We start from the raw sequence: 21,757 nt of genomic DNA on the forward strand, positions 1-21,757 counted from the left end.
GGTCCATGACGTGCTGCCTACCGAAAAACGGCTGAGGCGGCGCGAGGACTTTGCAGCCGCGGTACGCCGAGGGCGCCGGGCCGGACGCCCACTCCTCGTCGTGCACTATCGCAGCGGCCTTGCCAGCGGTGAAACGGACCCGCACGCACCTGGGGAGAGTGCTCCCCCTGCGCGTGCGGGTTTCGTCGTAAGCAAGGCGGTCGGCGGTGCCGTCGTACGCAACCTGGTGAAGCGGAGGCTGCGCCATCTCATGCGCGACCGCCTCGAGCTTTTTCCCGCAGGTAGCCTTGTGGTCGTACGGGCGCTGCCCGGTGCGGGCGAAGCGGGCCACGACCAGCTGGCCCGTGACCTCGACACCGCAGTGCGGCGGCTACTGGGAGGGGTGCCGCGATGAAGTACCCGCTGCTGTGGTTGATCAAGCTGTACCAGTGGACCATCAGCCCGATGCTGGGACCGGTCTGCAAGTACTACCCGTCGTGCTCACACTACGGCTACACGGCCATTGACCGGCACGGCGCGGTGAAAGGAACGGCGCTGACGGCGTGGCGCATCTTGCGCTGCAACCCGTGGTCGCTCGGTGGCGTCGACCACGTTCCTCCCCGGAAGCGCCCGGTCTGGCACCAGCGGCTGCGCAACCGCCTCGGCGGGCACTCCGCCGGGGAGCCTGCCCCACAGCCCGAGACCCAGCCCAACGCCCAAGGAGCCTGATTCGTGGACACGATCCTCGGTCCTCTTTATGACGTAGTTTCCTGGATCATCGTCCAGTTCCACGCGTTCTACAGCCTCATCTTCGACCGGGACAGTGGCTGGGCGTGGGGTCTGTCCATCGTTTCGCTGGTGGTACTGATCCGTATCTGCCTGATCCCGCTCTTCGTGAAGCAGATCAAGGCGACGCGGAACATGCAGGCGCTCCAGCCGAAGATGAAGGCGATCCAGGAGCGCTACAAGAGCGACCGGCAGCGCCAGTCCGAAGAGATGATGAAGCTCTACAAGGAGACGGGTACCAACCCGCTCTCGAGCTGTCTCCCGATTCTGGCGCAGTCGCCGTTCTTCATCTCGCTGTACCAGGTCCTGAACCACATCGCGAACAACCGCACGGTCGGTTTCATCGACCAGTCGCTGCTGGACAGCGCCCGTCAGGCGCATATTTTCGGCGCCCCGCTGTCCGTGAAGTTCATGTCGTCCGCCTCGAAGGTCGAGTCCCTCGGCGCCTCGCTGACGGACGTCCGGGTCGTGACGGTCGTCATGATCGTCCTGATGTCGGCGTCGCAGTTCTTCACCCAGCGCCAGCTGATGACCAAGAACGTCGACCTGACGGTGAAGACGCCGTTCATGCAGCAGCAGAAGATGCTGATGTACGTCTTCCCGGTCATGTTCGCCGTCTTCGGCATCAACTTCCCCGTCGGTGTCCTCGTCTACTGGCTGACCACCAACGTGTGGACCATGGGTCAGCAGATGTTCGTCATCCGCCGCAACCCGACCCCCGGCAGCGTCGCCTACAAGGCTCGCCAGGAGCGGCTGCGGGCGAAGGGGAAGATCAAGGAAGAGCCGGCCGAGGTCGAGGCCAAGAAGGCGGCCGAGACGGCTCGTGCGAACCGGCAGCAGCCCAAGCGGCAGAGCAAGTCGCAGCGGCAGTCGGGTGGCACGGGCCACGCCAGGGCGCAGTCCCAGCCGCAGGTCGCCAAGACCTCGCTGGACAAGTCCGACTCGGAGGAGTCGGGCTCGGAGAAGCAGCAGCCCAGCGTGGCGCAGAAGAAGGGCGCGCAGGGCGGTAAGCCGGCCGGCGGCTCGGCTTCCGGCTCCTCCCGCACCGCCAAGTCCGGGCAGCGCAAGGGCCAGCAGCGCCCCAAGCACCCGTCCAAGAAGTAAGAAGGAGTCCATCCGTGACGGAAGGCACCACCCCGGCTGCCGAGGGTGTCGACACCCTGACCCGCCTCGAGCAGGAGGGGGAGATCGCGGCCGACTATCTCGAGGGGCTGCTGGACATCGCGGACCTCGACGGTGACATCGACATGGACGTCGAGGCCGACCGTGCCGCGGTGTCGATCATCAGTGATTCGACCAGTCGTGACCTGCAGAAGCTGGTGGGCCGGGACGGTGAGGTGCTGGAGGCGCTCCAGGAGCTGACCCGGCTCGCGGTGCACCGGGAGACCGGCGATCGCAGCCGGCTGATGCTCGACATCGCCGGGTACCGGGCCCGTAAGCGCGCCGAGCTCACCGAGCTGGGCACCAAGGCCGCGGAAGAGGCCAAGGGCACCGGTGAGCCGGTGAAGCTGAAGCCAATGACGCCGTTCGAGCGGAAGGTCGTGCACGACGCGGTGGCCGCCGCCGGACTGCGCAGCGAATCGGAGGGCGAGGAGCCCCAGCGTCGCGTGGTCGTGCTTCCGGCCTGAACCGGTCCAGCCTCATGATCCACACGGCCCCGTCTGCTCGCAGACGGGGCCGAATCTTGTCAGCCTTGCATCAGCTGTCAGCCCTCGCAGCATCAGCGTTCACCACAGTGTTCGGTATGGAAGGACGGTCCCCGTGACGGAAGCAGCGGAGCTCCCCCCGGCCCCCGAGGAGGCGCGGGAGGTATTCGGTGAGCGCTTCTTGGAGGCCGTCCGGTACGCCGAACTGCTCGCCGACGTCGGGGTGACCCGCGGTCTGATCGGGCCTCGCGAGGTGCCACGGCTGTGGGAGCGCCATCTGCTGAACTGCGCGGTGCTCTCCGAAGTGGTGCCCGAGGGCGTCACCGTATGCGATGTGGGCTCGGGGGCGGGGCTGCCCGGTATCCCGCTGGCCCTGACCCGCCCGGATCTGCGGATCACGCTGCTGGAGCCGCTGCTGCGCCGTACGAACTTCCTCCAGGAAGTGGTCGAGCTGCTGGGTCTTGAGCATGTGACGGTGGTGCGGGGCCGGGCCGAGGAGGTACTGGGGAAGCTGCCCCCGATGCATGTGGTGACGGCGCGCGCCGTGGCTCCGCTGGACCGGCTGGCCGGCTGGGGGGTTCCGCTGCTGCGCCCGTACGGAGAGATGCTGCTGCTCAAGGGGGACACGGCGGAGGAGGAGCTGAAGCACGCCCGCGCCGCGCTGAGCAAGCTCGGGGTGGTCGGGGCCTCGGTCCTCCATGTCGGGGAGGGGATCGTCGATCCGCTCTCCACCGTGGTGCGGGTCGAGGTCGGGGAGAGCCCCGGGGGTGTGCGTTTCGCCGCCAAGCGAGCCAAGGCGGCCCGCAAGGGTCCCCGGCGTCGCCGCTGAGGGGCCGAGGCCCGTCCAGGATCTTCCCTGGAGCCGGCATTGCTCCATAGGGCGGGTTCGGCTACTCCATACAAGCTTCCAAAACTACGCATAGCGGAGTGTCGTGACGAATCGGTGAGGCTGTCCGTGCATCGTGTTTCACGTGAAACGTCGCTCCTTGTTGCATGGAATCATCAGTCGTGGGCGCGCGGCCGCACTGCCGCGCGACCGTCGGCCCCGACGGGATGTGGATTCATCCACAGGAGAACGGGCCTCGCTGGTTCACGACCCCCAAAGCATGGCAGGCTCTGTTCATCGCGAGCCTGATGTCGAGGAGAGTGAATCCTTGCGGTCCGACGCCAACATCGCGGGGCCGATGACCGATCCGGTCCCCGGCCCCCGTACTGAATCGGCGGGGGAGGATGTTTCACGTGAAACACCGCCCCCGATGGACGACACCCCCATTGGTCGTGCCGCCGAACTGGCGGTCCAAGCCCTGGGCCGCGCGGGCGAGGGACTGCCCAGGCCGGAACAGACCCGGGTGATCGTGGTCGCCAATCAGAAGGGCGGGGTCGGCAAGACCACCACCACGGTCAATCTGGCCGCTTCTCTGGCCCTCCACGGCGGCCGGGTGCTGGTCATCGACCTCGATCCGCAGGGAAATGCCTCGACGGCGCTGGGAATCGATCACCACGCCGAGGTGCCGTCGATCTATGACGTGCTGGTGGACAGCAGGCCCCTGTCCGACGTGGTGCAGCCCGTTCCCGATGTGGAGGGGCTGTTCTGTGCCCCGGCCACGATCGATCTGGCAGGTGCGGAGATCGAACTGGTCTCGCTGGTGGCGCGGGAGAGCCGGCTGGAGCGGGCCATCCAAGCCTATGAGCAGCCACTGGACTACATCCTCATCGACTGCCCCCCGTCGCTGGGCCTGCTGACGGTCAACGCGCTCGTCGCCGGAGCCGAGGTCCTGATCCCGATCCAGTGCGAGTACTACGCACTGGAGGGGCTTGGGCAGCTTCTGCGCAATGTCGACCTGGTGCGGGGGCATCTCAACCCCAAGCTCCATGTCTCGACGATCCTGCTGACGATGTACGACGGCCGGACCCGGCTGGCGTCGCAGGTCGCCGATGAAGTCCGCAGCCACTTCGGTCATGAGGTGCTGCGGACGAGCATCCCCAGATCGGTGCGCATCTCCGAGGCTCCCAGCTATGGGCAGACAGTCCTCACCTACGACCCGGGGTCCAGCGGAGCGCTGTCCTATCTGGAAGCGGCCCGAGAGATCGCGCTCCGAGGGGCCAACGTCCACTATGACGCCCAGCGGGCACATACCGTCCCAGAGATCAGCCCGCACGACCAGCACAGCAGCATGCAGGAGGGGATTCAGTGAGTGAGCGACGCAGAGGACTGGGCCGTGGGCTCGGGGCTCTGATCCCTCCCGCGCCGAAGGGGACGGATGGCTCCGGGCCCGCGCAGGCGGCGGGACCGATCACGGCGACGGGGGTCTCCACCTCGCCGTCGGCGGTCCCGGTGCTGACCCAGGAGCGTGGTGTGGCGGCGGCCAAGGTGACTTCGCTGCCGTCCCATGGCCTTCCACCGGAGACGGAAGCCGTGCCGCAGCAGCAGCACGAGGAAGTCCTGCCGCCCGTCGTGGAGGAGGTGGCCGGAGCACACTTCGCCGAGCTGCCGCTGGACTTCATCACCCCCAATCCGCGGCAGCCGCGTGAGGTGTTCGACGAGGACGCTCTTGCCGAGCTGATCACCTCGATCCAGGAGGTGGGGCTTCTCCAGCCCATCGTCGTCAGGCAGTTGGCTCCCGAGCGCTATGAGCTCATCATGGGCGAGCGCCGCTGGCGGGCCTGCCGGGAGGCGGGGCTGGAGAAGATTCCGGCGATCGTCAGGGCGACCGAGGACGAGAAGCTTCTGCTGGACGCGCTGCTGGAGAATCTGCATCGCGCACAGCTCAACCCCTTGGAAGAGGCATTCGCCTACGACCAACTGCTGAAGGACTTCGACTGCACGCATGACGAGCTGGCGGACCGTATCGGGCGTTCCCGCCCCCAGGTCTCCAATACGCTCCGGCTGCTGAAGCTGTCCCCCAAGGTGCAGAGCCGGGTCGCGGCAGGCGTGCTCTCCGCGGGTCACGCCCGTGCGTTGCTCGGCGTCGATGACCCGGAGGAGCAGGACCGGCTGGCGTATCGGATCGTCGCCGAAGGGCTCTCGGTGCGGTCGGTCGAAGAGATCGTGACCCTGATGGGCTCACGGTCGGGGAACAAGACGAAGGCGAAGGGGCCGCGCGCGGGCACGAAGATCTCCCCCGCGCTCACGGATCTCGCCTCCAGGCTCTCCGACCGCTTTGAGACCCGGGTGAAGGTGGACCTCGGTCAGAAGAAGGGAAAGATCGTCGTCGAGTTCGCCTCGATGGACGATCTGGAGCGCATCCTCGGCACGCTCGCCCCGGGCGAGGGGCCGGTTCTGGAGCAGCGGCTCTCGGAAGCAACGGAAGAAGAAGAGTAGGACACCGGTCTTACGGGCAGAGCGGGGCGGGTCGTATTCCGGCGTGGTCGGAACACGACCCGCTCTTTGCTCCAGGGCGCTATCGGTGCAATCTCGGCACGGATACGATGCGATCAGGTAGGGCGGATCCATGTGGAGGCGTCTTATGCGGAGGGCAAGGCCGTGCGATCGGTGAGTCGCACGGGGCTGCTGGCAACGGGATTGGGCCTGGGGGCCGTCGGCGGATTCGTCGGCAGTCTGCTCAGGGGGCGTAGTGCGCTGGCGGCCGCTCGGAGCGCGGCCGGCAACGGAAGTGAGGGACTGGCTTCATGGGGCGTCGGCTCGTACCGCTCACACTGGACAACCTCCCGGACATCCCCAAGCGCTGTCGCGCCTGTGTCTTCTGGGAGCTCGACCCGGTCAGCGGCGAAGCCGCGGTAAGGGCCGGACGTCCGGAGCTGGAGAAGGAAGCCTGGATCTCGGCTGTTCTGCTGGAGTGGGGATCCTGCGGCCGGGTGGTCTATGTGGACGATGTGCCGGTGGGCTTTGTGCTCTACGCGCCCCCGGCGTATGTGCCGCGATCCACGGCCTTTCCGACGAGCCCCGTCGCGGCGGATGCCGTGCAGCTGATGACGGCCTGGCTGATGCCCGGGTACCAGGGGCAGGGGCTGGGCCGGGTGATGGTGCAGACGGTGGCCAAGGATCTGATACGGCGCGGGTTCAAGGCGATCGAGGCCTTCGGGGACGCCACCTGGAAGGAACCGGCCTGTGTACTGCCCGCGGACCATTTGCTCGCTGTGGGCTTCAAGACGGTGCGGCCGCATCCACGGTATCCGCGGTTGAGGCTGGAGTTGCGGACGACGATCTCCTGGAAGGAGGACGTCGAGCTGGCGCTGGACCGGCTACTCGGTGCGGTCCAGAAGGAGCCGGCGCTCCGGCCGCTGTAGGGCCGTGCGTACGAGGTCGGTGCGTGTGAAGGCCGGTGCGTGTGAAGGCCGGTGCGTACGGGTCGTGGTTTCACGTGAAACACGAAGGGGCTGCCCCAAGCGGGGCAGCCCCTTCGTAGTGGAGCGATGGCTGATGGGGTCAGCCGATGAAGTCGGCCAGGTCGCGCTCGATGGCGGCCTTGGGCTTGGCGCCGACGATGGTCTTGGCGACCTCGCCGCCCTGGTAGACGTTCAGCGTCGGGATCGACATCACGCCGTACTTCGCGGCGGTCGCCGGGTTCTCGTCGATGTTGAGCTTGGCGATGATGATCTTGTCGCCGTGCTCAGCCGCGATGGCCTCCAGAGACGGAGCGATCTGGCGGCACGGACCGCACCACGCGGCCCAGAAGTCGACGAGCACAGGCTTGTCGCTCTTGAGGACGGTCTCCTCGAAGTCGGCGTCTGTGACGGTCACCGTGGCACCGGCCATGGTTCATCTCCTTTATCGATTTGGTGCAGAGGGGGGTAGGTGGGGTCAGGCGGTGGCGTTCGCGCCATCGGCGAGAGCGGCGAGGTACCGCTCGGCATCGAGTGCGGCGGAGCAGCCCGTGCCGGCCGCGGTGATCGCCTGACGGTAGGTGTGGTCCACGACATCGCCCGCGGCGAAGACACCGGGCAGGTTGGTCCGGGTCGAGGGCGACGCGGCCTTCAGGTAGCCCTCGTCGTCCAGGTCGAGCTGGCCCTTGAAGAGCTCGGTGCGCGGGTCGTGACCGATGGCGATGAACAGACCGGTGACCGGCAGCTCGGAGGTCTCGCCGGTCTTGACGTCCCGCAGACTCAGCCCGGAGAGCTTGTTGTCCCCGCGGATCTCGGTGACCTCGCTGTCCCAGATGAAGGAGATCTTGGGGTCGGCGAAGGCGCGCTCCTGCATCGCCTTGCTGGCCCGCAACGTGTCACGGCGGTGGACCACGGTGACCGACTTGGCGAAGCGGGAGAGGAAGGTCGCCTCCTCCATCGCGGTGTCGCCACCACCGATGACGGCGATGTCCTGGTCCTTGAAGAAGAACCCGTCGCAGGTGGCACACCAGGAGACGCCACGACCGGAGAGCTCGTCCTCATGGGCCAGGCCCAGCTTGCGGTGCTGCGAGCCGGTGGTGACGATGACCGTCTTGGCCCGGTGGACCGTACCGGCGGAGTCGGTGACGGTCTTGATGTCCTCGGTGAGGTCGACCGAGACAACATCGTCCGGGACCAGCTCGGCGCCGAAGCGCTCCGCCTGGGCCCGCATGTTGTCCATCAGGTCGGGGCCCATGATCCCGTCACGGAAGCCGGGGAAGTTCTCCACGTCGGTGGTGTTCATCAGGGCACCACCGGCGGTCACGGAGCCTTCGAAGACCAGCGGCTTCAAGGAAGCCCGGGCGGTGTAGAGCGCGGCCGTATAGCCCGCGGGCCCGGAACCGATGATGATCACGTTGCGGACGTCGCTCACGGATGTCTTCCTTGTCTCTGCCGAGTGCCGAGTACTGACTGAGGGCGGCGACGTCCGGAGTCCCCCGGAAAACCGCTGCCACCCCACCCAACGGATCCTACGGGTCGCGCATTCCCGGGTGGCGTCAGGCGGCCTTCCGTGTGCCGTGTGCCGCTCGCCTCAGTCTCGCGGGTAGGTGCGGGCCACGAGGCGGGTCCCGGCATTCGACGGTGACTGTGCGACGCAGGCCGATTCGATCACGAAGGCGTCGACGAGCTTGTTGTCGGCTTCGTGCGGCAGCACCACAAGATAGACGTCCTTGCCTGCGTAGGTGTCCTCCTGCGCGGCAAGTGGGGTCTCCGAGCGGCCGGTGCCGGCCTGTACACAGCTGGGCACCGGGGGGTCCTCGGCGCGCAACGGCATGTCCGGGGTGTCCTGCGCTCGCACATCGCCGGAGGCGGTCGACGGCTTCTGGTCGGCGAGGAGGGCATGCACCCGAGCCTGGAGGGTCGCCGCGGAGAGCGCTTCCGTAGTGGACGAGGGCTGCCTCTCCGACGCCTGTGTGCTGCCCGCATCGTTGCCGACGGTGGAGCCCGACTGCATGAGGAAGGTGCCGAGACCGATCACGGCAGCCGCGCAGGCGGAGCCGAGGACGGCCCTGGGCCAGCGCCGGGGCTGCGGGCGCCGGGTGTCGGGCCGGGGCTTCGTACGGCCCGGTCCGGTGGTGGCTCGCGGACGCCCCGCCGGTCGCTCGGCAGCGCCGGACGAGACGGGTGTCGAGTCGCCGCTCGTCTTCCGGGGGCGGGTCGGCTCCGATGTTTCACGTGAAACGCTCGGAGCCGCTTCGGCCGAGGAGTCGAGGGTCGAAGTTTCACGTGAAACATCGACGCAGTCATCCGGGGTGGTCGCATCGAGGAGGGCTTCTGCGGCGAGCGCCGCGTCGATACGCCCCGCGATATCGGCGGGCATCTGCACCGGGCCCGGGAGGGTGCCCAGCAGCGACCGGATCTCGTCCAGGGAGGCTTGTACGTCGGCGCACAGCTCACAGGCGGCGAGGTGGCCGCGCACATCGGCAGTGCGGTCGGGGGGCAGCAGCCCCTCGGCGAGTGCGGAGATCTCCGTGACCTCCGGGTGCTCGTCCGTGTCGGTCGACGATGTCACGCTCGGCCACCTCCGCCCTTCACGGCATCTGTGTCGTTCGGTCCTGCCGTCGGTGGGACGGATGTCCCCTGCGTCCGGTTCCTTGCCCCGCTCGGCGAGTCGCTACCCCTCCCGTTCGGATGGAGATGGGTCAGCATGGGCAGCAGACGTGCGCGTCCCCGGGCGCAGCGGCTTTTGACCGTGCCGGTGGGGACCTCCAGGATTCTCGCGGCTTCGGCCACGGGGTAGCCCTGCATATCTACGAGTACGAGGGCCGCCCGTTGCTCGGGGGGGCAGGGTGCGGAGCGCGCGAAGCAGCTCGCGGTGGAGGTCTCCGCGCTCCGCGGGAGCGGCGGCCGACTCGTGGGGTTCCAGAAGCTGCTCGAGCCGCTCCGTTTCGGCGACGGGGGAGGTACGACGGGACGCGGCCTTACGGGCCCGGTCCAGGCAGGCGTTCACCGTGATGCGGTGGAGCCAGGTCGTGACGGCCGACTGGCCGCGGAAGGTGTGAGCGGCCCGGTAGGCGGATACGAGCGCGTCCTGGACCGCGTCGGCGGCCTCCTCACGGTCGCCGAGCGTGCGCAGCGCCACCGCCCAGAGTCTGTCGCGGTGGCGTCGCACGAGTTCACCGAAGGCATCCGGGTCGCCGGCGACATGGCGCTTGAGGAGCTCGCTGTCGCTCGTGTCGCCGAATCTGGCGTTGTCCACCCTGGAGCCCCCTCCCCGCCGACCGCCTGTCGAGGGTCAGCCCTTGACCTTGATCTCCGAGATGCCGCCACGGTAGCGATCCGGAGTGCTGGTGGGCAGCTCGGTGATGTGGATGAGTAGGTATCGTGTCCGAACCGGCTTGTCGAGAGTGGTGGACAGCGTCTTGCCGGCTTCCTTCAGAGCGGTGACATGGTGGGGGAAGTCGCTGAGTGAGGTCGGGCCTGACGCGGATGCCTGGGCGGCGAGAACCTCCACCTTCTGCCCCGCACGATAGAAGTCGACCTCGACGCTGGAAACGTTCTTGGCACTGCCGAGATCGACGATGATGCCGCTGCCATCCTTGCGTGGGCCCAGGTTGCCGAAGTTCGGGTAGTTGTAGAACTCCTTCGTCACCCAGGCGGTGCCTTCCTTGCTGTCGATAGCGGCGCCGACCTCGTCCGCAGCGAACGGCGCGCTCAGCGGTGAGAACTCCGTGGCGCTTTCGATGGCGAGGGTTTTGTACGCGGGCTTCTTGGCCCTGCCGTCGTCCTTCTGCCCAGCGGTCTTGCTCGGGCCGGACTTCTTCTCCTCCTTGAGGAGGGTATCGGCGAGCTGCCAGCTGCCGAGGCCGAGGGCCGCGATCAGCAGGGCCGAGACGGTCCACTTGAGGGCTTTGCCGGTGCGGCTCTGCAGCGGGGGCGGAGGCGGCACGGGGACGGCCGGGCCGGTGGCGGGGGACTGGCGGCCGTGGTGCGGCGGCCGGCCGTAGACGCCCTGCTGGTACGTGGTGCGCTGAAAGGCGTCCGGGGCAGTGAAGGCAGGCTCCGGCGGGCGGATCCGCGGCATGGCGGCGACGGCCTTGGAGAGCTCTTCGGGGGTGGTGCAGGGCTGGTCCTGCCGGGAGGCGGTGGCGCCGTCGTTGACGAGCGCGCGCATCGCCAGCTCGGACAGGCCACGGTGGACCCCCGCGCGGACCTGGTCGGGCGCGATCAGGCCGACGCCCTTGGGCAGCCCGGACAGGCCGTAGGCGTCCCTCTCGTACGGCCAGCGCTGGGTCAGGGCGGCGTACAGCAGCGCGCCGATGGCTTCGGTGTCGGTGCGCTGCGGGTGGTCGGAGCTGATGCCGCGCAGGGCGGCCATGACGGCGAGGCCACGGATGCGGTACTGGCCCGATTCGGTGCGCAGCACGGAGCCCGGGTTCAGCCGCAGATGCGCGAGGCCTTCGCGGTGGGCCGCGGCCATGGCCTGGGACACCTGGCTGACGAGCTGGTAGGCGTCATGCGGCTCGAGCGGCCCGGAGGTGAGTACGGCGGTGAGTTCGGTGGCGTCGGGAAGCCACTCGTGGACCACGTAGACGAGGTCGTTCTCCTCGACGGCGTCGAGGACTTGGACGAAGCGGGGATCACCGAGCAGCGCCGCCGAACGGGCGGCGGCCAGCACCGGGCGGGCCCGCGGATGGTCGGCCGGCAGCACATGGACTCCGACAGCGCGGCGAAGTTTCTCGTCCACGGCACGCCAGCTGCTGAATCCGTCCAGACGGGTGACGCATTCCTCCAGGCGGTAGCGTCTGGCCAGCTTGTGGCCGCTGTGCAGCTCGGGGGCGCTCGTATCGGCCGCGGCGCCCTTGGTGTCGGTGCCCGCGGCCTGCGCTTCCTTTTCGGCTTTCGTTTCGGTTCCCACCCCGTCGGACGTGGCCTTGCCCGCCTCGGCGGTCAGCGGCTCATCTCCGCTGTTGTCGGCCACGTCGACGGCAGCCGTGCTCCGTTCCGCCACCGTCGTTCCTGCCTCCCCATCCGTTGCGCCTACTCCGAGCCAAGACAATTGTGCCCACAGTCCGCCGCTATGCACGACACACGGTGGCAGACGATGGTTGTGCTGAACGATCAGCGACCAAGTCGTCCGCGGACCATACCGACCATGGCGGTCAGCTCTTCAATGCGCATCCGTTTCGCCGCAATGTAGAAGACCGCGATAAGAACGAGACCGCCACCGGCCAGAGCCGCTAGAGATCCAGCCACGCCGGAGCCCACGGCCCCGGTGATGACGTAGGCGGCCGCTCCGCCGATGAGGGCGGCCGGGATACCGGCTCCCACCAGACGGGTGTAGGTGCGGACGACGTGCCGACCGTCCAGATCGCCGCCCAGCTGCTTGCGGAGGCGCTTCCAGGCCACGCCCACGCCGATGGCGTAGGCCAGGCCGTAGGAGGCGGCCATGCCCGCCACGGCCCAGCGGGCGGGGAGAACGAGGTAGGAGAGTGCGGAGGCGGCGGCGTTGACGGCGGCGACGATCACCGTGTTGTAGAAGGGGGTGCGGGTGTCTTCGTAGGCGTAGAAGCCGCGCAGGACGACGTACTGCACCGAGAACGGGATGAGTCCGAGACCGAAGGCCATGAGGATGTAGCCCATGGAGCGGGCCTGTTCGGTGCCGGAGGAGCCGAACATCAGGGTGCACATGGGGATGCCGAGCGCGACGAACCCGAGGGCGAGCGGGACGATGGCGACGGCGGAGGTGCGCAGGCCCTGTGAGATGTCGTCGCGGACCGCGCCGGTATCCCCGTCGTGCGCCGCGCGCGAGATCCGGGGCAGCAGGGCGGCCATGACGGAGACGGTGATGATCGCCTGCGGCATACCCCAGATGAGCTGAGCGCTCTGGTAGCCGAGGAGGCCGGTGCCGGGGTAGCCCTGGTTGTCGGCCTTCGCGCCGGCCGCGGTGGCGAGCCGGGTCACCACGACGTTGCCCGCCTGGTTGGCGAGCACGAACAGTACGGTCCACTTGGCGAGCTTGGCGGCCTTGCCCAGGCCGTGGCCGCGCCAGTCGAAGCGGGGCCGGAAGCGGAAGCCGGCCGCACGGAGATAGGGGAACATCGCCAGCGCCTGGACGGTGAGGCCGAGGAGGGTGCCCACGCCCAGCAGCCGGACCCCTTCGTCGGTGATGTTGGTGACGCCCAACTCCGAGGAGCTGAAGGTGCCGAACACCCAGATGAACATGGCGAAGCTGGCGATGACGACGATGTTGTTGAGGACCGGGGTCCACATCATGGCGCCGAAGCTGCCGCGGGCGTTGAGGATCTGACCGACCACGACGTGCACGCCCATGAAGAAGATGGTGGGCAGGCAGTAGCGGGCGAAGGTGACCGCCACCTCGTTGGCCTGGGGATTGCCTGCGATGGACGGCGAGAGCATGCGGACGAGGGTGGGGGCCGCGAACACCGATACCGCGACGAGGACCGCGAGGACGACCATCACCAGGGTCAGCAGGCGGTTGGCGTAGGCGTCGCCGCCGTCCTCGTCCTCCTTCATGGAGCGGACGAGCTGCGGGACGAAGACGGAGTTGAGGCCGCCGCCCACGGTGAGGAAGTAGATCATCGCGGGCAGCTGGTAGGCGACGGCGTAGGTGTCGCCGAGGGTGGCCGCGCCGATGGCGGCGACGATCACCAGCTGGCGGACGAATCCGGTGAGCCGGGAGACCAGCGTGCCGGCCGCCATCACCGCGCTGGACTTGAGCAGGTTTCCCGCGCGGCCGCCCGAGCGCTTCTTCTCCGGCTCGGCCGTCTCAGGCTCGGCCACCGCCGCGGCCGCCCCCGCGGGGGCGGCCGGCTGGGCGGGAACGGGGCCGGGTGGTCCGGACAGCGGCGCCTGCCCCTGCGGGGACCCCGCGGGCGGATACCCGGCCGGGGGCTGCTGCTGGGGGCGCTGGGGCTCGTAGGGCTGCTGGTCGCGGAAGAGGTGCGCGAAGGCGTCCGGCTGCTGCTGTTCCCCGGCGGCGTAGCCGGCCTGCGGGCCGGTACCCAGATACTGCGTGGCCTCGATGTCGCCGCCGTACTGCTGGTGGGCGGGGCCCTCGGGGGCGGCGGCCTCGGCCGACCACAGCCGCGGATCGTGCCCCTGCGGGGGCGCGGGCTGCTGCTGGTAGGGCTGCTGGTAGCCGCCGGACTGAGGCTGGTGGTACGCGCCCTGGCCCTGGTCGTACAGCGGATCCGTCAGCGGGTCCGTCAGCGGGTCGTGGCCGTAGGAGTCCTGGCGCGCGGCGTAGGGGTCCTGCGCCGTGTACGGGTAGGGCGTGAACGAACCGGTGACGTACGGATCCTGCATATAGGGGTCCTGTACGTACGGCAGCTGGCTGTACGAGATGTCGCGGGGGTCCCCCAGATACGGATCCTGCTGATGCGGCTCCGGTCCGTAAGGGCTCTGGTGGGCGTACGGGCCGCTCTGCGGCGGCGGTACCCGGCCGGCGGGGTCGTTGCCCGCGCCCTGGCCGCGATCACCGTCATACGGCGCGTTCATCGCTACCCCACCTCATAGTCCGCTGCGGCCGGTCGGCCAGGCCATTGCTCAATGGTCCACTTTCTCACCTGAGCCGGAGGGGCCAGCGCTTTGCGATCCGGTGTCCGGCGCCGGGTCACTCGCCTGCCCGGGCACCAGGGTGTGCGGGCGCTCCCCCTCGCCGGGCTCGGTCGGCTCGTCCTCCGCCGCCTCTCCGTCCTGCTTCTCGCCGTTCCCCGCAGCGTCTTCGTCACTCCTGGCGGCGGACCGCTTGCGCTGGAGGTAGATCCGGATCCCGGCGAGAACGAGCAGCAGCACCCCGCCCGCGATCACCAGAATGACCGTGGACGTGATTTCGGTGACATTCACCTTGAACGACATCTCAGGGCCGTATGCCTGGCCGTCCACGGTGTACAGCTGGGCTGTCACCCAGGCGCGTCCGTTCGCGTTGGCTGTGGTGCCGAACTTCACCGACTGGCTGTGTCCACCCTGGACCGTGACCACCTGGGGGTCGCTGACCTCCAGGCGGTTGCCCTGCTGGGACCGGAGGACCAGCCGCAGCTCGACGGGTTGCAGCAGGTTGTTCTGGACGGTGACCGGAATCGTGGCGCTGCGCCCGGACAGGGTCATGTCCGTCTTGTTGATGAGGCGCACCTTCTCCGTGAGGTCCTGGAGGTAGGCCTGGACGGAGTCACGGAAGCCGGTCGAGCCTCGCAGGTCTTGGCGCCACGAGGTGGAGATCTCCCGCATGATCGCGGCGCCGAACGGGGTGACCACGCGGTCCTTGGCGGTGAGGATCACCTCGAACTTGTCGAGGGCGGCCTGGGTCAGCCGGATCTTCTCGAATCCGTCGGTGGGCAGCTCCTGGCGGCGCAGCGCGGCCGGGTACGAGCGGGCGGCGGGTACCCGGTGGGTGGCGAGCGGGTCCGGCTGGGCTTTGGCGGCCTGCCCCAGGCTGAGCGGCTGTGTCCAGCTTCCGGACAGGCCGTTCAGGGCCGCCGCCATGGCCTGCGCCTGGCTGGTGGTGGGCATCCGCTGCGGAGCCACGACGATGCTGCGCTGCTTGTCCGGCGCCTGCAGGGTGATCATCTGGGTCTGGGCGAGGAACTTCTGGACGGCCAGCGTGGCGTTCTCCGCCCGCGTCATGTCGCCCATGAAGGCGGTGGACAGCCGTGCGTCCGCGACCACCGCCGTGTTGCCTCCGCCGATCTGGCGGGCCGCGGTGGGGGTGTACGGCAGGCTGCTCGTCTCGCGCAGGCTGTCGCTGCGGGCGATGATGTTGTGCGCGCCGGCGGAGGTGGCAACGTCCACGATCGAGGAGTCGATCGCGCCGTTCACCGGCCAGGCGAAGTCCGTACGGGGCTTCACATGGAGAACGGTGTCCACGGTCGTCGAGGCGAGCGCGGTGGCGGTCTGGAGGTGGCTGAGGGCGCCCGTGTTCTTGCCGCGGTGCGCGAGCGAGGCGAGGTCGGGATCGGCGAAGGGCAGGGCCACCACCTGGTGTCCCTCGACGGCCTGCTGCAGGTCGTTGAGCCACTGCTTGGCCACGGCCTGGCCCCGGCCGTCCGTCGTCTCGTTCTCCGTCTGGCTCTGGACCTCGTACGGCTTGGTCATCGCGTCGACCGTGGCGAGCAGGTCCGGGTCGATCACCCAGGTGACCGGCAGGTTCTTACCGAGCGCCACGAGCTGCTGCAGCCGTCCGCCGGGGGCGAGCTCCGCCGTGAGGTCGTCGTTCTGGAAGATCGGCGTCTGCTGCTCATTGGCGCCCGTACCCGTCCGGGCGGCCAGGTGGGTGGAGGAGATGAGCGGCCACAGGAAGGTGAGCTTGCTCTTCTTGGTGGCGGCGGTCGGCTGCCAGGGCAGGAAGGTCCGCTCGATGCCCATCACCTGCGGCCAGGGCTGGCTCCGCGACTGGCCGGTGAGGGTGACACCGAGCTGATAGACGCCGTTCTCGCCGAGGGGGAGTTCCTTGACCGGTATGGAGAGGGTGAAGTCACGGCTGATGCCGGCGCGGAGGTTGCCGATCTTCTGCTTGTACTTGTCGGAGACCTCGGTGCCGTCGAGGCCGATTTCATAGCCCTTCCGCTTGGCGGCCGTATCGATGTCGTTGCGGCCGTTCATGGTCGGGCCGACCGTGAGGCCGACGGAGGAGGTGTTGATCGTCGAGCTGCCGTGGTTGGTGACGGTGCCGCTGACGGTGAGCGTGTCGTTCTTGGACGGTGTGGTGGGAGTGAGCGAGTCGATGGCGACGTCGACGGTGCGCGAACCGGTGGCCTTGGCCTGAGCCGGGGCGGTCTGCTGGGTGGGCGTGGTCCGGGCCGGGGCGGTCTGGGCGTGGGCACCGGGAGCCGCCGGGATCTGCAGCACACCCGCGAGCACGGGCGCGGCGGTGAGCAGCGCTGCCGTGCGCCGCAGCCAACGACGGGCGCGAGCGGAAGTTGTCCCCTGGAGCTCTGCCGGCTCGGCCACGCGCTCGCCCGTCCCTCGTCGTCAGTGATCGTCAGTCGTCCCGCAAAATGCGTCCACGAAATGGTAACGATGCCCGCTGTGATGAAGTGCTGTGGAGGGCTCCACAAGATCGTCACCGGTTCGATGCGTCGGGTCGGCGAGGAGGCTCCGGGGCGTGCGGCCACGTACCCTGTTCTGTTGTGCCGAACGCCAACACTGACAGCCACTACCCGCAGTCGAACAACGAGCTCAGCCAGGTGCAGCGCCGCGCCGTGGGCGAGCTCCTGCGGGTGTCTCCCGTAGCCGACGACCTCGCCCGCCGCTTCGAGGCGGCCGGGTTCGGCCTTGCCCTGGTCGGCGGATCGGTACGGGATGCGCTTCTGGGCCGTCTTGGTAACGATCTGGATTTCACCACGGACGCACGTCCGGAGGACGTGCTGAAGATCGTCCGTCCGTGGGCCGACGCGGTCTGGGAGGTCGGCATCGCCTTCGGTACGGTCGGCTGCCGTAAGGAGGGCGGGAACGGAAACGGGTCGAGTCAGAGCTTCCAGATCGAAGTCACGACTTATCGGTCAGAAGCGTACGACCGTACGTCGAGGAAGCCCGAGGTCTCGTACGGCGACTCCATCGACGAAGACCTGGTCCGTCGGGACTTCACGGTCAACGCGATGGCCGTCGCGCTCCCGCGGAAGGAATTCATCGACCCGCACAACGGCCTGGAAGACCTCGCCGCGAAGGTGCTGCGCACACCCGGCACCCCTGAGGAGTCCTTCTCCGACGACCCGCTGCGGATGATGCGCGCCGCGCGCTTCGCGGCCCAGCTCGACTTCGATGTGGCGCCCGAGGTGATCGCCGCGATGAAGGCGATGGCCGGGCGGATCGAGATCGTCTCGGCGGAGCGGGTACGTGACGAGCTCAACAAGCTGATCCTGGCCGCCCGCCCCGTCAAGGGGCTGCGGCTCCTGGTCGACACCGGGCTCGCCGACCATGTCCTCCCGGAGCTTCCGGCGCTGCGCCTGGAGCGTGATGAGCACCACCGTCACAAGGATGTGTACGAGCACACGCTGACCGTGCTGGAGCAGGCCATCGCCCTGGAGAAGGACGGGCCCGATCTGGTGCTGCGGCTGGCGGCCCTGCTGCATGACATCGGGAAGCCCAGGACGCGCCGCTTCGAGAAGGACGGCCGGGTCTCCTTCCACCACCATGAGGTGGTGGGCGCCAAGATGACCAAGTCGCGGATGACCAAGCTCAAGTACTCCAACGAGCTGGTGAAGGACGTCTCCCATTTGGTCGAGCTGCACTTGCGCTTCCACGGCTATGGCACCGGCGAATGGACGGACTCGGCGGTACGGCGCTATGTACGGGACGCGGGACCGCTCCTGGAGCGGCTGCACAAGCTGACCCGCTCGGACTGCACCACGCGTAATAAGAGGAAGGCCGGCGCTCTGTCGCGCGCATACGACGGGCTGGAGGAGCGCATCGCGCGGTTGCAGCAGCAGGAGCAGCTGGATTCCATCCGGCCGGACCTGGACGGCAACGAGATCATGAAGATTCTCGGGATCGGACCGGGCCCGCAGGTCGGCAAGGCGTACAAGCATCTGCTGGAGCTGCGCCTGGAGCACGGCCCCATGGGGCGGGACGACGCAGTCGCAGCGCTCCAGGACTGGTGGGCGGCTCAACCCCAGGAGTGACGCAGCCCCAGGGCTGACGCATCAGGTTTCACGTGAAACATCGGTCCGCTTCGCCTCGCGCTCGCCATGTTTCACGTGAAACATGGCGACGAGGGCGGTTGCCGCGTAGAGCATGGCCACCAGGATCACCAGGGTGACCGAGCGTCCGTCGGGGGGCAGCGTCAGTGCGGCGACCGCTGCTCCCCCGACGAAGGCCGCATTGAAGAGCACGTCGTACAGGGAGAAGATCCGGCCGCGGAAGTCGTCGGCGATCGAGGACTGCACCACGGTGTCGGTGGCGATCTTGGCGCCCTGGGTGACGAGGCCGAGAACGAAGGCGGCGGCGAGCATCGGAGCCGGTTCGAAGAACAGCCCCAGCCCCGGCACCAAAACGGTCGCCGCCGCCGCGCACGTCACCATCCAGCGCAGTCGGCCGTCCGAGTCGGAGGCAGGGCTCAGCCGGGCCACCGCCCCGGGCGTGACCACCGCCGCCGTGAAGAAGCCCGCGCCCGAGATGGCCACGGCGAATCCCAGGAGTGCCAAGCCCTCCGACTCGGTCTTGGCCCATGCGTATCGGCAGAGCATCAACATCATCACCGTCAGCGCGCCGTAGCAGAAGCGCATCGCTGTCATCCCCGCCAGAGCCACCGTGGGGTCTCGGCGCTCCAGGAGATGGCGCACACCGGCGACCAGGCCGCGTACGGTGCTCAACAGGGCCGCACGCAGACGCGGCTGGAGCGCCGACGGGTCGGGCCCCAGCAGTCCGGGCGCCATCCTCAGCGCAGCGATCGCGGCGCTGAGATAGAGCGCCGCGCCCATCAGGACCACAACGGCGTCCGACGACGCGCCGTACGGGACCGCGATGCGCACGACGAGGGCCAGGGCGCCGCCAAGGGTGGCCGCGAGCGTTCCCGCGGTCGGGGACAGGGAGTTGGCCATGACCAAGCGCTCCTGGCTGTCGACGACGCGCGGCAGCGAGGCGGAGAGCCCGGCCAGTACGAAGCGGTTGACGCCCGTGACCGACAAGGCGGAGACGTAGAAGAGCCAGTCGGGAACCTGCGCGAGGATCAGAACGGCCGTCCCGGCGGCCAGTGCGGAACGCAGGGCGTTGCCGTGGAGAAGGACCTGGCGGCGGCGCCACCGGTCCAGCAGGACCCCGGCGAAGGGGCCCAGCAGGGAATAGGGGAGCAGGAGGACCGCCATCGCGGAGGCGATCGCCGCGGCCGAGGTCTCCTTCTCGGGAGAGAAGACCACATGGGCGGCCAGCGCGACCTGGTAGACGCCGTCGGCCGTCTGGGACAGCAGGCGAACGGCCAGAAGGTGCCGGAAGTCGCGCAGCTGTAGCAGTACGCGGAGGTCACGCACAACGGGCATGGCGCCAGCCTCACACACCACACGGGCCTCCGGGTGGATTACCCGGAGGCCCGTGATCAAGCCGTGTTAACGCACAGCGCTTTGTCTCGCTCAGCGCACAGCGCTTTGTCTCGCTAGCGCGGCGCCTTGTCTCGCTAGCGCGCGGCGCCTTGTCTCGCTAGCGCTCGACTTCACCCTTGATGAACTTCTCGACGCTCTCCCGCGCCTGGTCGTCGAAGTACTGCACCGGCGGCGACTTCATGAAGTACGAGGAGGCCGAGAGGATCGGGCCCCCGATGCCGCGGTCCTTGGCGATCTTCGCGGCGCGCAGCGCGTCGATGATGACGCCCGCGGAGTTCGGGGAGTCCCACACCTCGAGCTTGTACTCCAGGTTCAGCGGGACATCGCCGAACGCGCGGCCCTCGAGCCGGACGTAGGCCCACTTGCGGTCGTCCAGCCAGGCCACGAAGTCGGACGGGCCGATGTGCACGTTGTCGGCGCCCAGCTCGCGGTCCGTGATCTGGGAGGTGACGGCCTGCGTCTTGGAGATCTTCTTGGACTCCAGACGCTCACGCTCCAGCATGTTCTTGAAGTCCATGTTGCCGCCGACGTTCAGCTGCATGGTGCGGTCCAGGACCACACCTCGGTCCTCGAACAGCTTGGTCAGCACCCGGTGCGTGATCGTGGCACCGACCTGCGACTTGATGTCGTCTCCGACGATCGGCACGCCCGCCTCGGTGAACTTGTCCGCCCACTCCTTGGTGCCGGCGATGAAGACCGGAAGCGCGTTGACGAAGGCGACCTTGGCGTCGATGGCGCACTGGGCGTAGAACTTCGCGGCGTCCTCGGAACCCACCGGGAGGTAGCAGACCAGAACGTCGACCTGCTTGTCCTTGAGGATCTGGACGACGTCGACCGGGGTCTCCTCGGACTCGTCGATCGTCTGGCGGTAGTACTTGCCCAGACCGTCGAGGGTGTGGCCGCGCTGGACGGTGACACCGGTCGAGGGCACGTCGCAGATCTTGATGGTGTTGTTCTCGCTGGCGCCGATCGCGTCGGCGAGGTCGAGGCCGACCTTCTTCGCGTCCACGTCGAACGCGGCCACGAACTCCACGTCACGCACGTGATAGTCGCCGAACTGGACGTGCATCAGACCCGGCACGCGGGTATCCGGGTCGGCGTCCTTGTAGAACTCGACGCCCTGCACCAGCGAGGCGGCGCAGTTGCCCACGCCGACGATGGCTACACGAACCGAACCCATTCCGGTTGCTCCCTGTGTGTACTCGACGAAGCCCTGCGGGATGCGGGGCCTCACTTGGCGGTGTCATCGGACGGATCCGGCCGGGAACCACCCCGGTGCCGGGGCAGGCCGCCCGTATCTCCTGACTGGTCCTGCTCTCCTGGCGGGGCCAGCTCGGGTGACCGGTCCAGCTCCTGCTCCTGAGACCGGTCCTGGCCCGCGGGTCCGTCGCGCTGATCGCGCCCGGCCCGCTCGCTCTCAATCAGCTCGTTCAGCCAGCGGACTTCACGCTCCACCGACTCCATGCCATGCCGCTGCAACTCGAGGGTGTAGTCGTCGAGCCGCTCACGGGTACGGGCCAATGAAGCGCGCATCTTCTCCAGGCGCTCCTCGAGGCGGCTGCGCCGCCCCTCCAGGACCCGCATCCGCACATCCCGCGACGTCTGCCCGAAGAAGGCGAAGCGGACGCCGAAGTGCTCGTCCTCCCACGCGTCCGGGCCGGTGTGGGCGAGCAACTCCTCGAAGCGCTCTTTCCCCTCCGCCGTCAACCGGTAGACGATTTTCGCGCGGCGGCCGGCGAGCGTCGCCGCGAGAGCTTCCTCGGGTGCGCTGCCGGGTTCCTCGATCAACCAGCCATTGGCGACCAGCGTCTTGAGGCATGGATAGAGGCTGCCGTAACTGAACGCACGGAACACCCCAAGCGAGGTGTTGAGGCGTTTCCGCAGCTCATAACCGTGCATCGGGGACTCGCGGAGCAGGCCGAGGACGGCGAACTCAAGGATGCCCGAGCGTCTGCCCATTCCCGCCTCTCCTGTCTCCCAGTCCTTTATGCCGAGCTGATGTATCGGCTC

At 68.4% G+C, this 21,757-nt stretch carries 18 protein-coding genes and 1 pseudogene; 9 read left to right on the top strand and 10 right to left on the bottom strand.

Annotation, left to right across the window (positions count from 1 at the left end):
• The first annotated feature begins 10 nt into the window (after window positions 1-10).
• From rnpA to ACH4U7_RS29820, 8 genes are all read left to right on the top strand, one after another.
• Window positions 11-394 carry a ribonuclease P protein component gene (gene rnpA / locus ACH4U7_RS29785; protein WP_089507410.1) on the top strand — a complete coding sequence of 128 codons (384 nt, stop codon included), beginning with the start codon at window positions 11-13 and terminating at the stop codon, window positions 392-394.
• Complete coding sequence (gene yidD, locus ACH4U7_RS29790) at window positions 391-708, top strand: membrane protein insertion efficiency factor YidD (protein ID WP_089507409.1); 318 nt, start codon at window positions 391-393, stop codon at window positions 706-708. The genes rnpA and yidD overlap by 4 nt, the downstream gene beginning before the upstream one ends.
• Before the next feature lie 3 nt (window positions 709-711).
• Window positions 712-1,869, top strand: coding sequence for a membrane protein insertase YidC (gene yidC, locus ACH4U7_RS29795; protein WP_398530891.1), 1,158 nt, complete (start codon window positions 712-714; stop codon window positions 1,867-1,869).
• Window positions 1,870-1,883: 14 nt separating this feature from the next.
• Window positions 1,884-2,393, top strand: coding sequence for a protein jag (locus ACH4U7_RS29800; RefSeq protein ID WP_398530892.1), 510 nt, complete (start codon window positions 1,884-1,886; stop codon window positions 2,391-2,393).
• Between the two features lie 133 nt (window positions 2,394-2,526).
• Entirely contained in the window at window positions 2,527-3,240 is a 714-nt protein-coding gene (gene rsmG, locus ACH4U7_RS29805; protein WP_398530893.1) for a 16S rRNA (guanine(527)-N(7))-methyltransferase RsmG, read from the top strand.
• A 277-nt stretch (window positions 3,241-3,517) separates the two neighbouring features.
• Window positions 3,518-4,606 (top strand): ParA family protein, encoded by a 1,089-nt coding sequence (locus ACH4U7_RS29810; protein ID WP_078610557.1) that lies wholly within the window; start codon window positions 3,518-3,520, stop codon window positions 4,604-4,606.
• Window positions 4,603-5,733, top strand: a complete 1,131-nt coding sequence (locus tag ACH4U7_RS29815) for a ParB/RepB/Spo0J family partition protein (protein WP_398530894.1) — start codon at window positions 4,603-4,605, stop codon at window positions 5,731-5,733. Before ACH4U7_RS29810 ends, ACH4U7_RS29815 begins: the two co-directional genes overlap by 4 nt.
• Before the next feature lie 308 nt (window positions 5,734-6,041).
• Complete coding sequence (locus tag ACH4U7_RS29820; protein ID WP_055545947.1) at window positions 6,042-6,659, top strand: GNAT family N-acetyltransferase; 618 nt, start codon at window positions 6,042-6,044, stop codon at window positions 6,657-6,659.
• A gap of 139 nt (window positions 6,660-6,798) precedes the next feature.
• On the opposite strand, the gene trxA is transcribed toward ACH4U7_RS29820, so the two are convergent.
• From trxA to ACH4U7_RS29855, 7 genes and pseudogenes are all read right to left on the bottom strand, one after another.
• On the bottom strand, window positions 6,799-7,128 hold the full coding sequence (trxA, locus tag ACH4U7_RS29825; protein WP_089507403.1) for a thioredoxin: 330 nt from the start codon (window positions 7,126-7,128) through the stop codon (window positions 6,799-6,801).
• A gap of 45 nt (window positions 7,129-7,173) precedes the next feature.
• A complete protein-coding gene (gene trxB / locus ACH4U7_RS29830) occupies window positions 7,174-8,127 on the bottom strand; it encodes a thioredoxin-disulfide reductase (RefSeq protein WP_398530895.1) in 954 nt (317 codons plus the stop codon).
• A 159-nt stretch (window positions 8,128-8,286) separates the two neighbouring features.
• The gene (locus ACH4U7_RS29835; RefSeq protein ID WP_398530896.1) at window positions 8,287-9,267 is read right to left on the bottom strand and encodes a hypothetical protein; all 981 of its coding nucleotides are present in this window, start codon (window positions 9,265-9,267) and stop codon (window positions 8,287-8,289) included.
• Window positions 9,264-9,954 (bottom strand): annotated as a pseudogene (gene sigM, locus ACH4U7_RS29840) (RNA polymerase sigma factor SigM). Before sigM ends, ACH4U7_RS29835 begins: the two are co-directional and overlap by 4 nt.
• Before the next feature lie 36 nt (window positions 9,955-9,990).
• Window positions 9,991-11,706, bottom strand: coding sequence for a protein kinase family protein (locus tag ACH4U7_RS29845; protein ID WP_398530897.1), 1,716 nt, complete (start codon window positions 11,704-11,706; stop codon window positions 9,991-9,993).
• A 110-nt stretch (window positions 11,707-11,816) separates the two neighbouring features.
• Window positions 11,817-14,216: a murein biosynthesis integral membrane protein MurJ gene (gene murJ, locus ACH4U7_RS29850; RefSeq protein ID WP_398530898.1), complete on the bottom strand. Its 2,400-nt coding sequence runs from the start codon at window positions 14,214-14,216 to the stop codon at window positions 11,817-11,819.
• 48 nt (window positions 14,217-14,264) lie between these two features.
• A complete protein-coding gene (locus tag ACH4U7_RS29855) occupies window positions 14,265-16,664 on the bottom strand; it encodes a DUF6049 family protein (protein WP_398530899.1) in 2,400 nt (799 codons plus the stop codon).
• A 179-nt stretch (window positions 16,665-16,843) separates the two neighbouring features.
• Here ACH4U7_RS29855 and ACH4U7_RS29860 point away from each other — a divergent pair, with 179 nt between their 5' ends.
• A complete protein-coding gene (locus tag ACH4U7_RS29860) occupies window positions 16,844-18,334 on the top strand; it encodes a CCA tRNA nucleotidyltransferase (protein ID WP_398530900.1) in 1,491 nt (496 codons plus the stop codon).
• A gap of 21 nt (window positions 18,335-18,355) precedes the next feature.
• Here ACH4U7_RS29860 and ACH4U7_RS29865 read toward each other — a convergent pair whose 3' ends face one another.
• The 3 genes from ACH4U7_RS29865 to ACH4U7_RS29875 all read right to left on the bottom strand — a co-directional run bounded on the left by ACH4U7_RS29865 (window position 18,356) and on the right by ACH4U7_RS29875 (window position 21,706).
• Window positions 18,356-19,687: an MFS transporter gene (locus tag ACH4U7_RS29865; protein ID WP_398530901.1), complete on the bottom strand. Its 1,332-nt coding sequence runs from the start codon at window positions 19,685-19,687 to the stop codon at window positions 18,356-18,358.
• Between the two features lie 157 nt (window positions 19,688-19,844).
• On the bottom strand, window positions 19,845-20,927 hold the full coding sequence (locus tag ACH4U7_RS29870) for an inositol-3-phosphate synthase (RefSeq protein ID WP_398530902.1): 1,083 nt from the start codon (window positions 20,925-20,927) through the stop codon (window positions 19,845-19,847).
• Between the two features lie 50 nt (window positions 20,928-20,977).
• Window positions 20,978-21,706 carry a PadR family transcriptional regulator gene (locus tag ACH4U7_RS29875; protein ID WP_398530903.1) on the bottom strand — a complete coding sequence of 243 codons (729 nt, stop codon included), beginning with the start codon at window positions 21,704-21,706 and terminating at the stop codon, window positions 20,978-20,980.
• Window positions 21,707-21,757: the final 51 nt, after the last annotated feature.

Source organism: Streptomyces sp. NPDC020845 (assembly GCF_044334165.1).
GTDB lineage: Bacteria > Actinomycetota > Actinomycetes > Streptomycetales > Streptomycetaceae > Streptomyces.

Bases quoted from the DNA above. Each gene is read 5' to 3' on its own strand.
- yidD (WP_089507409.1), top strand. From the start codon at position 391: ATGAAGTACCCGCTGCTGTGGTTGATCAAGCTGTACCAGTGGACCATC.
- ACH4U7_RS29810 (WP_078610557.1), top strand. From the start codon at position 3,518: ATGGCAGGCTCTGTTCATCGCGAGCCTGATGTCGAGGAGAGTGAATCC.
- ACH4U7_RS29820 (WP_055545947.1), top strand. From the start codon at position 6,042: ATGGGGCGTCGGCTCGTACCGCTCACACTGGACAACCTCCCGGACATC.
- trxA (WP_089507403.1), bottom strand. From the start codon at position 7,128: ATGGCCGGTGCCACGGTGACCGTCACAGACGCCGACTTCGAGGAGACC.
- murJ (WP_398530898.1), bottom strand. From the start codon at position 14,216: ATGAACGCGCCGTATGACGGTGATCGCGGCCAGGGCGCGGGCAACGAC.
- ACH4U7_RS29865 (WP_398530901.1), bottom strand. From the start codon at position 19,687: ATGCCCGTTGTGCGTGACCTCCGCGTACTGCTACAGCTGCGCGACTTC.
- ACH4U7_RS29870 (WP_398530902.1), bottom strand. From the start codon at position 20,927: ATGGGTTCGGTTCGTGTAGCCATCGTCGGCGTGGGCAACTGCGCCGCC.
- ACH4U7_RS29875 (WP_398530903.1), bottom strand. From the start codon at position 21,706: ATGGGCAGACGCTCGGGCATCCTTGAGTTCGCCGTCCTCGGCCTGCTC.